General features: G+C 63.8%; 12 protein-coding genes. 3 read left to right on the top strand and 9 right to left on the bottom strand.

The window, feature by feature from the left end; translation table 11 throughout:
* Positions 1-221 precede the first annotated feature (221 nt).
* Positions 222-1,256 carry an aspartate-semialdehyde dehydrogenase gene (locus NKI49_RS16950; protein WP_352603058.1) on the bottom strand — a complete coding sequence of 345 codons (1,035 nt, stop codon included), beginning with the start codon at positions 1,254-1,256 and terminating at the stop codon, positions 222-224.
* A 105-nt stretch (positions 1,257-1,361) separates the two neighbouring features.
* Entirely contained in the window at positions 1,362-1,493 is a 132-nt protein-coding gene (locus NKI49_RS16945) for a hypothetical protein (RefSeq protein ID WP_352603056.1), read from the bottom strand.
* A 199-nt stretch (positions 1,494-1,692) separates the two neighbouring features.
* On the opposite strand from NKI49_RS16945, the gene NKI49_RS16940 reads away from it, so the two are divergent.
* From NKI49_RS16940 to NKI49_RS16930, 3 genes are all read left to right on the top strand, one after another.
* Positions 1,693-3,567: a DEAD/DEAH box helicase gene (locus tag NKI49_RS16940; protein ID WP_352603054.1), complete on the top strand. Its 1,875-nt coding sequence runs from the start codon at positions 1,693-1,695 to the stop codon at positions 3,565-3,567.
* A gap of 335 nt (positions 3,568-3,902) precedes the next feature.
* Positions 3,903-4,616, top strand: a complete 714-nt coding sequence (locus tag NKI49_RS16935) for a DUF805 domain-containing protein (RefSeq protein ID WP_352603052.1) — start codon at positions 3,903-3,905, stop codon at positions 4,614-4,616.
* A gap of 75 nt (positions 4,617-4,691) precedes the next feature.
* Entirely contained in the window at positions 4,692-5,363 is a 672-nt protein-coding gene (locus tag NKI49_RS16930; RefSeq protein ID WP_352603050.1) for a DUF805 domain-containing protein, read from the top strand.
* Here NKI49_RS16930 and NKI49_RS16925 read toward each other — a convergent pair.
* From NKI49_RS16925 to NKI49_RS16895, 7 genes are all read right to left on the bottom strand, one after another.
* On the bottom strand, positions 5,353-5,835 hold the full coding sequence (locus tag NKI49_RS16925; RefSeq protein WP_352603048.1) for a GNAT family N-acetyltransferase: 483 nt from the start codon (positions 5,833-5,835) through the stop codon (positions 5,353-5,355). The genes NKI49_RS16930 and NKI49_RS16925 overlap by 11 nt on opposite strands.
* 4 nt (positions 5,836-5,839) lie before the next feature.
* The gene (gene leuB / locus NKI49_RS16920; protein ID WP_352603046.1) at positions 5,840-6,943 is read right to left on the bottom strand and encodes a 3-isopropylmalate dehydrogenase; all 1,104 of its coding nucleotides are present in this window, start codon (positions 6,941-6,943) and stop codon (positions 5,840-5,842) included.
* Between the two features lie 324 nt (positions 6,944-7,267).
* Complete coding sequence (locus tag NKI49_RS16915) at positions 7,268-7,618, bottom strand: VOC family protein (RefSeq protein ID WP_352603044.1); 351 nt, start codon at positions 7,616-7,618, stop codon at positions 7,268-7,270.
* A gap of 11 nt (positions 7,619-7,629) precedes the next feature.
* The gene (locus NKI49_RS16910) at positions 7,630-8,013 is read right to left on the bottom strand and encodes a RidA family protein (RefSeq protein ID WP_352603042.1); all 384 of its coding nucleotides are present in this window, start codon (positions 8,011-8,013) and stop codon (positions 7,630-7,632) included.
* 56 nt (positions 8,014-8,069) lie between these two features.
* Positions 8,070-8,999 carry an Ivy family c-type lysozyme inhibitor gene (locus NKI49_RS16905; RefSeq protein WP_352603040.1) on the bottom strand — a complete coding sequence of 310 codons (930 nt, stop codon included), beginning with the start codon at positions 8,997-8,999 and terminating at the stop codon, positions 8,070-8,072.
* An 89-nt stretch (positions 9,000-9,088) separates the two neighbouring features.
* On the bottom strand, positions 9,089-9,694 hold the full coding sequence (gene leuD / locus NKI49_RS16900) for a 3-isopropylmalate dehydratase small subunit (protein WP_027025714.1): 606 nt from the start codon (positions 9,692-9,694) through the stop codon (positions 9,089-9,091).
* Between the two features lie 169 nt (positions 9,695-9,863).
* A complete protein-coding gene (locus NKI49_RS16895; RefSeq protein ID WP_352603038.1) occupies positions 9,864-11,030 on the bottom strand; it encodes an NAD(P)/FAD-dependent oxidoreductase in 1,167 nt (388 codons plus the stop codon).
* Between the last annotated feature and the right edge of the window lie 21 nt (positions 11,031-11,051).

The raw sequence follows: 11,051 nt of genomic DNA, 5'->3' as shown, positions 1-11,051 counted from the left end.
CACAACTCCCCTCAGTGTCTCGATCTGGCCGAGGCGTGCTTGAAACGAAAAGGGTCGAGCCGGGTCGACCCCCACTCCGGCCCTTCGGGCCACCTCTCCCCCGATCGACGGGGGAGAGGAAAGGCATCAATGTCCTCGCAAACCTTTCAACACCACCCGGCCAAAGGGCGCGCCCGCGCAGGGCCAGCCGCGTCAGCGGCGGTGCGGCCCGTGAGCGAGAATCAAGCCGCCTTCTTCTTCGGCTGGATTAGGCCGCGCTCGACCAGCAGCTCGGCGATCTGCACCGCGTTGAGCGCCGCGCCCTTGCGCAGATTGTCGGAGACGATCCACATCGACAGGCCGTTGTCGATGGTCGAATCCTCGCGGATGCGCGAAATGAAGGTGGCGTCCTCGCCAGCCGATTCCAGCGGCGTGATGTAACCGCCGTCCTCGCGCTTGTCCAAGACCTGGCAACCCGGCGCATCGCGCAGGATGTCGCGCGCCTCGTCGGCGGTGATCGGCTTTTCGAACTCGATGTTGACCGCTTCCGAATGGCCAATGAACACCGGCACCCGCACGCAGGTCGCCGTCAGCTTGATCTTGGGATCGAGCATCTTCTTGGTCTCGGCGACCATCTTCCACTCTTCCTTGGTAAAACCGTCGTCGAGGAAAACGTCGATATGCGGAATGACGTTGAAAGCGATGCGCTTGGTGAACTTCTTGACGTCGACCGAGTCAGCGACGAACACGGCGCGCGTCTGCGTGAACAGCTCGTCCATGCCTTCCTTGCCGGCGCCCGAGACCGACTGGTAGGTGGCGACGACGACGCGCTTGATGGTGGCCGCGTCATGCAGCGGCTTCAGCGCCACGACGAGCTGCGCCGTCGAGCAGTTCGGGTTGGCGATGATGTTCTTGCGCGTGAATAGCGAGATCGCGTCCGGGTTCACTTCCGGCACGATCAACGGCACGTCCTGGTCGTAACGAAAGGCCGACGAATTATCGATGACGACGCAGCCCTGCTTGCCGATCTTCGGCGACCATTCCTTGGAGACGTTGCCGCCGGCCGACATGATGCAGATGTCGGTGTCGGAAAAATCATATTGGTCGAGAGTCCTGACCTTCAGCGTGCGGTCGCCGAACGACACTTCGGTGCCCTGGCTGCGCCGCGAGGCGAGCGCCACGACTTCGCTTACCGGAAAGCCGCGCTCTTCCAGTATGTTGAGCATTTCCCGGCCCACATTGCCCGTGGCGCCGACTACCGCAACCTTGAAACTCATAAGATCTCCTGTCCCTCTCCGCTCGGTTGTTGGAGAAAACCCGCCGGCCAATGCGGGTTCCGTCCCCCGGGCCGAACCCGGGAGAGGGTGGTTAGGCCAAGGGAATCACACCGTTTTGGTGGTCGTTTTGGCCGTAGTTTTGGTTGAACGCAGGAACGCGTGCGTCGACCGTCCACGAACCACATTGCCATGGCCGGCGAAGTCGAGTGCATAAAGCGCCATCAAAAGGCCGCGCATCGAAACTATCCTGTTCGGTGCCGGCTTTTACGCGCTTTGCGTCGAGAGTCAATCGTGATGCGCGCGCGGTTTCGCGTCGTGCTCTGTACAATGGCTGCCGCACGAAGTACGAACGGCCAAGATTGTTTGGCTGGCGCTGCGCCAGCCCTGGTATGTGCTCCACGATGAGCCCAGAACCCTCCAATTCCGAAAGAGTGAGATGTCCAACTTCGAAGCTATCGTTCCAGCGCTTGCCAGGGCGCTGGAAAAACGCGGCTATTCCGAACTGACGCCAGTACAGAAGGCGGTCCTGGCCCCCGAGCTCGGCCAGGCGGATGCGCTGGTATCGGCGCAGACCGGCTCCGGCAAGACCGTTGCTTTCGGCCTCGCTTTGGCGCCTACCCTTCTGGACGGCGCCGAGCGCTTTGCCCATGCCGCCGCGCCGCTGGCGCTGGCGGTGGCGCCGACGCGGGAGCTGGCGCTGCAGGTGACGCGCGAACTGGAGTGGCTCTACGAGCTGACCGGCGCCACGGTGGCGTCCTGCGTCGGCGGCATGGACATGCGCACCGAGCGGCGCGCGCTGGAGCGCGGCGCCCATATCGTCGTCGGCACGCCCGGCCGGTTGCGCGACCACATCACCCGGCACTCGCTCGACATGTCGGCGCTCAAGGCGGTGGTGCTCGACGAAGCCGACGAGATGCTCGATCTCGGCTTTCGCGAGGACCTCGAATTTATTCTCGACGCAGCCCCGGCCGAGCGCCGCACGCTGATGTTCTCGGCCACCGTGCCGCGCTCGATCGCCACTCTGGCCCAGGGTTACCAGCGCGATGCCGTGCGCATTTCGGCCGCCGGCGAGGAAAAGCAGCATCTCGACATCGAATACCGGGCGTTGAACGTTGCCCAGGCCGACCGCGAGAACGCCATCATCAACGTGTTGCGTTTTTACGAGGCGAAGAACGCGCTGGTGTTCTGCAACACCCGCGCCGCCGTCAACCATCTCACCGCGCGCTTCAACAACCGCAATTTTTCAGTCGTGGCGCTTTCGGGCGAACTCAGCCAGAACGAGCGCAGCCACGCGCTGCAGGCGATGCGTGACGGCCGCGCCAAGGTGTGCATCGCCACCGATGTCGCGGCGCGCGGCATCGACCTGCCCAACCTCGAACTGGTCATCCATGCCGACCTGCCGACCAATCCGGAAACGCTGCTGCACCGCAGCGGCCGCACCGGCCGCGCCGGGCGCAAGGGCGTCAGCGCGCTGATCGTGCCCAACAGCGCCCGCAGGCGCACCGAACGGCTGTTGCAGAACGCCAAATTGACCGCGACATGGGCCAGCCCGCCCTCGGCCGACGACGTGATCCGGCGCGACGACGAGCGCATCCTTGCCGATCCGGCTTTCGAAGCGCCGGTGAAGGATGACGAGCGTGGTTTCATCGACGCGCTTCTCAGCCGGCATGGCGCCGAACAGGTGGCGGCCGCTTTCGTGCGTCAATGCCGCGCCAGCCGCTCGGCGCCCGAGGATCTGATGGAGATCGCGCCGTTCACGCCTTCGCGCGAAAAACTGGGAGGCGAAAAGTTCGCGCACCGCGACGAGGCGCCCAGCCGTCGCGACGATTTCGGCGCCAGCGTCTGGTTCTCGCTGTCGGTCGGACGCCGGCAGAATGCCGAGCCGCGGTGGCTGATCCCGATGCTGTGCCGCACGGGCAGCATCAGTAAGCGCGAGATCGGCGCCATCAAGATGCAGCCGGAAGAGACTTACGTGCAGATCGCCGCCGACTGGGCAGACCGCTTTTTGGCGGCGATCGGTCCCGACCGCAAATTGCAGGGTAACATCGCGGTCAAGCGGCTCGACGGCACGCCCGATTTGTCGCGAGCCGGCTATCAGCCGCCAAGCCCCGACAAGAAACCGCATCGCGGCAAGGCGCCGTTCGACCCCAACGCGCCGAAGCGCAAATTCGAGAAGCGTGCACCGGCATCGGCCGATCAGCGCCCCGCCGGCGCATTCGAGGCAAAGCCATGGGCCAAAAAGCCGGGCAAGCCGAAGTTCGAAAACACCGGCGCACCGAAGCACAAGAAGGCGAAGAAGCGGCCGGACTGATTTCTCGCGGTATTCTGGTTCGTCGGAACGGCGGCTTCAGACAAACAACAGGCCCCGGCTGATGTTGGCCATTAATCGCGAGTGTCGGCGCCGCCCCTCATCGCCCTGCCGGGCACTTCTCCCCGTATAGTGACGGGGAGAAGAGGCTGACCGCAACCTCGGCGCCTATTCTGCAGTGCTGGTGATTGGCGAAACCATTGACGAGAGCAGGAGCGGCGCAACCCGCCCCGTAAGGAATGACGGGCGAATTCAAACCTGAAGCGCTTGCCCGGTCAACTGCGTTTGCCCCTTGCCATTCGCCGGAACTTTGAACAGTCTGGAACGGGGGGCGGCACATGCGCGGCGAAGTGCTTCACTATGACGAGGACCAGGGCTTCGGCTTCATCACCGGAGCCGATGGCAACCGCTACACCTTCACCCGCGAGAACCTGCGCCGGGAAACCGCCATGGCCAGCGGCACGGCCGTCGAGTTCCAGCCGGGCGGCGGTCAGGCGCGGGATGTCTTTTCGATCGCCGGCCTCGCAGCCAGCCCACCTGTCGGTGCTCTCCCGCCGGCCGCCGCACCGACCCGAGCCGGCAATGCACCGGCAGCAGGCGCACCCCGGCCGCAGCATTTCGGCCGGTTCTCGGAGCCCGCTGAATCCACCGGGCTGTGGAGCTATTTCCGGCGCGGCCTGACGCAGAACTACTTCAATTTCGCCGGCCGCGCCCGCCGTAAGGAATATTGGGGCTACTGCCTGTTCTGCACGATCGCGTTGCTGGTGGTTATCGGCATCGGCGTTTTTGCCGATGTCGAGATGGGCAATCTCGACAGCGCCGAGATGCCGGCGGTGACGATCGGGCTTTTCGGCGTCTTCCTGCTGGCCACGGTCTTGCCGGGCCTCGGCATGATCGTCCGGCGTCTGCACGATATCGGCCTGTCGGGTTGGCTGTGCCTGCTTATCCTCGTCCCGACCATAGGCAGCCTGATCATCCTGGTCTTCGCGCTGATCCCGACACAGGCCCGGGAAAACCAGTGGGGACCGGTGCCGGCGGGCGTCAGAGCGTAACGTTGGCGTGCATGTTGCAATTATGGGCAACCCTGAGTAGTATTTGCACGACGCTATGTGAAACGGGGGCGGAGCATGCGCGGCACGGTGTTCCATTATGACGAGGGTCAGGACTACGGTTACATCTACGGATTCGACAGCAAGCGCTATATCTTTTCCCGTATCGATCTGAGCCAGGAACTGCCCCTTGTCAGGGGTGCTCTTGTCGAGTTCCAGCCGGACGACGGCACTGCGCACAACATCGTCGCCGTCGCCCCGACAGCACCGGTGGCAGGCGCCGGTCAGCCACGGCGGCCTGGCCGTCTTGCCGAAGATCGGCCGGCCTACTCCACAGGGCTGTGGGCTTACTTCTGGCGCGCGGTGATTGCGGACTACGCCAATTTCAACGGACGCTCCCGACGCAAGGAATTCTGGGCCTTTTGGCTATTCTACACCTTGGGGATCTTCGCGCTTTTCGGCTTCGGAATACTCGTCGACCTGGCGATCAACGGCTTCGAAACCAACGCGGACAGGACGCCGATTGGGTTCATCGGGTTTATACCCGTCCTGGTTTTCTTTTCGGCATTGATCCTGCCCTGGATTGCGCTCCTCGTGCGGCGTGTGCACGACGCCGGCCTGAGCGGCTGGTTTGCCACGCTCTGCTTCATCCCGGTCATTGGGGGCATCGCCCTGCTAATCTTCGGGCTTATGCCGCCTCAGCTGGGCGAGAATCCTTGGGGACCGGTGCCGGCGGGCGTCAGGGCCTGACCGCCGCCAGCGCCTCGCCCGAAAGCCTGAGAAAGATCTTCTGGCCGTGGCGTTCGGCGCCAAGCCGGTCGTAGAAACGCAGCGCGCCCTCGTTCCAGTCTTCGGTGGTCAGGTCGATCCGGCCGATACCGTTGTGCCGGCAGTGGTCGGCGAGGAAACCGATCAGCGCCCTGCCGACGCCGACGTTGCGGGCACTCTTGCGCACGAACAGATCCTTCAGGAACAGCAGCCGTTCGAGATCGATGCCGGGATGCGCGATCGCCACCGAGGCGAGGCCGCCGACCTCTCCCTCGACGAAGGCAAGCGCGAAATGCGGATAGGCCGGACTTTCCTCGCCAAGCCATTTCCGTGCGGCCGACAGAGCCCGATCGGCAGCAAGAGGCGGCTGCCGGTAGTGCACCGCCATCTCGCACAAGACATCGGCGAGCGCCGGCGCGTCCTCGATCGTCGCCCAGCGGACGTCGATCGCCATGGGATCAGCCCAGGAATTTGGCGATGATCGCGTCGCCCATCTGAACGGTGCCGACCTCGGTCATGCCCGGAGAGAGAATGTCCTTGGTACGAAGGCCTTCGTCGAGCACGGCGGCGATCGCGCTTTCCACGCGGTCGGCTTGATCGACCATGCCGAAGGAATAGCGCAGGCACATGGCGAAGGAGGCGATCATGGCGATCGGGTTGGCGATGCCCTTGCCGGCAATATCCGGCGCCGAGCCGTGCACCGGCTCGTAGAGCGCCTTGCGCTTCTTGGTCTTCACGTCGGGCGCGCCGAGCGAAGCCGAGGGCAGCATACCGATCGAGCCGGTCAGCATGGCGGCGATGTCGGACAGCATGTCGCCAAACAGATTGTCGGTGACGATGACGTCGAACTGTTTTGGCCAGCGCACCAGCTGCATGCCGCCGGCGTCGGCCAGCATGTGGTCGAGCTTGACGTCGGCATATCTGGCCTTGTGGGTCTGGGTGACGACCTCGTTCCACAGCACGCCCGACTTCATGACGTTGCGCTTCTCCATCGAGGTGACGCGGTTTTTGCGGGTCCGCGCCAATTCGAAGGCGACGCCCGAAATGCGCTCGATCTCGAACGTGTCGTAGACCTGCGTGTCAATGCCGCGCTTCTGGCCGTTGCCGAGATCGATGATCTGCTTGGGCTCGCCGAAATAGACGCCGCCGGTCAATTCGCGCACGATCAAGATGTCGAGACCCTCGACCACTTCCTGCTTCAGCGAGGAGGACGCGGCAAGCGCCGGATAGCAGATGGCCGGGCGCAGATTGGCGAACAGCTCCATGTCCTTGCGCAGGCGCAGCAGGCCGGCTTCGGGGCGCACCTCATAGGGCACGGCATCCCATTTCGGGCCACCGACGGCGCCGAACAGCACCGCGTCGGCCGCCATCGCCTTTTCCATGTCGGCATCGGAGATCGCCGCGCCATGCGCATCGTAGGCGCAGCCGCCGACCAGGCCGTCCTCGGTGGTAAAGCCGCTGCCGAGCCTGTCGTTCATGGCTGATATCAGTTTCTTGACCTCGGCCATGGCCTCCGGACCGATGCCGTCGCCGGCGAGCAGGAAAAGATGCTTCGTTGCCATGGAAAAACCGTCCCAGAAAGAATTGAACCGCGGCCTTGCTAAACGCCAAGCGGTTGCGACGCAAGGGGACGAAGAACGCTGCGATGAAGGACAACCCCATTCGTTGGCGTTCCTTCGCGCCCCTCTCTGCCCTGCCGGGCATCTCCCCCACGAGGGGGGAGATCGGCAGTTCATCGTCTTACTGCTCCTACAGCCTAGACAATTGGCGAAGGCGGCTGAGTGCGTAATCTCCCCCCTTGAGGGGGAGATGGCCGGCAGGCCAGAGGGGGGCGCTGTCCCGCCAACATCTCCAGATCTGCAGTCGCCTCGGCGGTTTGCAGATATTCACCGATGCGAGAGAATGTTGACCAGCCGGCCGAATGGGTCGCGGACATAGAAGCGCCGCACGCCCCAGGGTTCGTCGGCCGGTCCGTATTCGATGGCGAAGCCGGCCGCCTTCATGGCTTCGAGCGCCGCATCGACATCGTCGACCTCGATCGACAGGTCCGGCACCGGCGTGCCCGAGCCGCCTTGCGCCATGAAGCTGATCTGCACGTTCATTTTTTCTTGCGAGCCGTAGGTGGCGATCCAGCCAAGGTCCATCAGCAGATCGAGGCCGAGCACGTCCTGGTAGAAGCGCTTCGCCGCCGCGATGTCCTGTGTGCCTATGTTTGCAACGATGCGTCGGACTTTCATGGCACGGAACCTCAGATTGTGCGCCGCAGCGCGGTCACCTCGATCTCGATCTTCATTTCCGGTTTGTTGAGCTGGCAGACGATCATCGTCGCCGCCGGCCTGATCTCGCCGAACGCCTCGCCGAGAATGGGGAAGACCATATCGACGAAGGCCTGGTCGGTGACATAGTAGTGCGCGCGCACCACGTCGGCCATGGCGAAGCCGCCGTCCTGCAACGCCTTGGCGATGGTCGCCAGGCAATTGCGCGTCTGCGCCTCGACCGTGTCCGGCATGGTCATCGTCGCGTAATCGTAGCCGGTCGTCCCGGACACGAAACACCAGTCGCCCTGCACCACGGCGCGCGAATAGCCGGCGGTCTTTTCGAATGGCGACCCGGTGGAGATAAGTTTTCGCATGGGTCCTCGCAGGATTACCTTGTCGATGTCGGCGCGACGGATCGCGGCCTATGTTCCTAATTCGGCGACTCCAGCGCCTTGTCCAGCGCTTCCTTCACGTCGGCCGGCCATGTTGCCACTGGCGGCCAGGCGTCCGGTTCGGGCTTGTCGCCGCGGCGGGCGAAATAGAGCTTGTGCCGGGCCGGGTCGACCGCCATGAAGCCGTCATTGCCGCCGCAGTCATGCGGCACGCAGCCGCTGGCGTAGAAGGCGCCCGACGCCGTCTTTTCGGTGCCGCCGCCGACCAGCAGGCTGGTCGCCATATCGGGCATGTCCTTACCGAGTAGTTTTTCGGCTTCCCTGTAGACAGCTGCGTTGTGGAAAGCATCGATGATGTTCTGGAACTTTCCCGGATCGATGTCTTTCCAGTCGGTGCCGGGCTCCGGCATATAGGTCAGATTGCCCGAGATCGTCAGCCCGTCGGCCGGCGACCATTGCAAGGCCGGCTTTGCATCGCCCGGCAACAGATAGGGCACGAAATAGATGGCGCTATCGGAAACCGCCGATGGCGGTGCGCCGCACTCGTCCTGCTCGACCGTCGTGCTCTGGATGGTGCCGCTTTCCGGCTTCCAGACGATCACCGTGGCCGGTCCGCACTGATTACCGCCGTCGCCGACATCGAACAGCGCCACTTTCATGCCGCCAACCTCCACGATCTTGTCGAAGAAGACATCGTAATTGCTGGCCAGCTGCTGGCCGTCATAGGCCAGCACCTTCTCGCCATCCTGCTCCGGCTGGGTGATGGTCAGCTGGCCGCCCTCGAACGGCACGGGCGCTTGGCGATCGTCATCGGATGCATCGGCGGCGTCCGTTGCCTGATCCGCCGCTGGCTTTTCGGCCGTTGGCGTCTGCTGCGCGGCCGGCGTCTGCGTCTGCGCGTGGGCGCCCGCGATAGACAGCAAGACAAGAGCCAGCCCGCAAGCGCCGGCAACAAGCGAACGTGTCATGATGATCCTCCGTTTCGTCGGATCATAGCCGGTCGCCGCGGAAACGGAACACCGGTTGCTCTTGGAACGGTCCGGGTGTGTTGAGCCTGTCAGGCCCAGGGGCGCTGTTCGGCGTTCTTCTTCTCGAACGAAGCGATGGCGCCGGCCTTTTCCATGGTCAGGCCGATGTCGTCGAGGCCGTTGAGCAGGCAGTGGCGCTTGAAGTCGTCGAGATCGAATTTGACCACGCCGCCGTCGGGGCCGCGGATCTCCTTGGCTTCGAGGTCGACCGACACCGTCGCGTTCGAGCCGCGCGAGGCGTCGTCCATCAGCTTTTCGAGGTCCTCGGGGCTGACGGTGATCGGCAGCACGCCGTTCTTGAAGCAGTTGTTGTAAAAAATGTCGGCGAACGAGGTCGAGATGACGCAGCGGATGCCGAAGTCGAGCAGCGCCCATGGCGCGTGTTCGCGCGACGAGCCGCAGCCGAAATTGTCGCCGGCGACCAGGATCTGCGCCTTGCGGTAGGCCGGCTTGTTGAGCACGAAATCCGGATTTTCCGAACCGTCGTCATTGTAGCGCATTTCGGCGAACAGGCCGGTGCCGAGCCCGGTGCGCTTGATCGTCTTGAGATAATCCTTCGGGATGATCATGTCGGTGTCGACATTGACGATCGGCATCGGGGCGGCGACGCCGGTGAGCTTGGTGAATTTTTCCATGGCTTTTGCCCGTGTTTTCGTTGCGGGGAATTTGCTGAGGCCGGTTTACACAAAGCCGCGGGCAAATAAAAGGCAATCGTTTGTGCGTGCCGGCACAAGCCCCGCCACGCGAAACGGCTTCGAATTCGCCTCCCGGTGGTGCAGCGGCGCGGCGCCGAAGCTGTCCGCCTCAAATCACGTTTAATTCCCGGAACGCCCGCCCCTCGGCCACGCGCCCATAGCCAAACGCGGAGCAATCGACAGTGCGGTAGCCGCCATGGACGATCAGCTCGGCCAGCGCCTTGCCCACCGCCGGTGCCTGCTGCAGGCCGTGGCCGGAAAAGCCGTTGGCGAACAGGAAGTTGCCGACTTCGGGATGCGGGCCGATCACCGCGTTCTGGTCGAGCGTATTGTAGTCGTAATGGCCGGCCCAGGCACGTGTCGGCTTGATCGCCTCGAAGGCTGGAATGCGGGTCGCCAGCACCGGCCAAATCACCTCTTCGAACAACGGCCAGTCGACCTCGAAATCCTGGGGATCGGCGGGGCCGTCGCTCTCTTCCGGCTCGGCGCCGCCGGTGATGTAGACCGAGCCTTCCGGCCTGACATAGATGCCCGAGGGGTCGACGAGCAGCGGCATATCGGCGTATTTCTCGCGCGCCTCGAAGACGAAGACGTTGCGCTTGCGCGGCTCGACCGGCAGCGCCAGCCCGGCAAGAGCAGCCACCTTGCCGGCATTCGGCCCGGCGGCGTTGATGATGGTTCCAGCCTGTAAAGTCTCGCCATTGTCGAGGCTGACGCCAGTGACGCGGTCGCCCTGCCGCTCGATGCCGGTGACATCGGCGGTAATGAAATCGATCTTCTTCTGCCGCAATGCCTTGCGGAACAGCATCAGCATCGCATGCGCGTCGAACCAGCCCTCGCCACTGCGGCCATAGGCGCCGGCGGTGATGCCCTCGGCCGACAGCCACGAGAAGCGGCGCACCAGCGCATCGGCGTCCTCGAGCACGATATCGGCGCCCTCGGCCATCTGCGCGTCGTGGTTTGCCTTGAGGATCGGCAAACCGTTCTCGCCGGCCAGGATGAGATAGCCGCCCTCGCGAAAGCCGATATCGGCGTCAGTGCCGAACTCTTCCGTCAGCCGCCGGAACAGTTTTAGCGTGAACTGCGACAGGCGGATGTTTTCGGGGATCGAAAACTGCTGGCGGATGGAGGCGCAGGACAATGTCGTTGCCGCATGAGCGAATTGCGGATCGCGCTCGACCAGCGCGATCGAGCCGGAATAACCTTCCTCGCGCAGATAGTAGGCGATCGAGGAACCGACGATGGCCCCGCCGATGATGACAATGTCGTAGCGCACTCTTTGCTTCTCCAAGCCTGG

It is taken from the genome of Mesorhizobium sp. M0587, from assembly GCF_040320945.1.
GTDB lineage: Bacteria > Pseudomonadota > Alphaproteobacteria > Rhizobiales > Rhizobiaceae > Mesorhizobium.
This window is presented reverse-complemented; position numbering and strand designations above follow the sequence as displayed.